Source organism: Photobacterium sp. ABD4_091 (assembly GCF_056160145.1).
Genome location: NZ_JBSWWQ010000022.1, coordinates 1 through 622, shown reverse-complemented (window position 1 = coordinate 622; position 622 = coordinate 1). Strand labels below are relative to the sequence as shown.

General features: G+C 56.4%; 1 rRNA gene. It reads left to right on the top strand.

Annotated features, from left to right (window positions below):
• Positions 1 to 622: ribosomal RNA gene (locus ACXAGQ_RS29080) — 23S ribosomal RNA — on the top strand; the annotation flags it as partial.

Sequence of the window (622 nt, the reverse complement as noted above, 5' to 3'; positions counted from 1 at the left end):
GGTGGAGCCGTCCTTGAAATACCACCCTTGTAGTGTTGATGTTCTAACGTCGCCCCGTTATCCGGGGTGCGGACAGTGCCTGGTGGGTAGTTTGACTGGGGCGGTCTCCTCCCAAAGCGTAACGGAGGAGCACGAAGGTGGGCTAATCACGGTCGGACATCGTGAGGTTAGTGCAATGGCATAAGCCCGCTTGACTGCGAGACTGACAAGTCGAGCAGGTGCGAAAGCAGGTCATAGTGATCCGGTGGTTCTGTATGGAAGGGCCATCGCTCAACGGATAAAAGGTACTCCGGGGATAACAGGCTGATACCGCCCAAGAGTTCATATCGACGGCGGTGTTTGGCACCTCGATGTCGGCTCATCACATCCTGGGGCTGAAGTCGGTCCCAAGGGTATGGCTGTTCGCCATTTAAAGTGGTACGCGAGCTGGGTTTAGAACGTCGTGAGACAGTTCGGTCCCTATCTGCCGTGGGCGTTGGATGATTGAGAGGGGCTGCTCCTAGTACGAGAGGACCGGAGTGGACGAACCTCTGGTGTTCGGGTTGTGTCGCCAGACGCATTGCCCGGTAGCTAAGTTCGGAATCGATAACCGCTGAAAGCATCTAAGCGGGAAGCGAGCCTC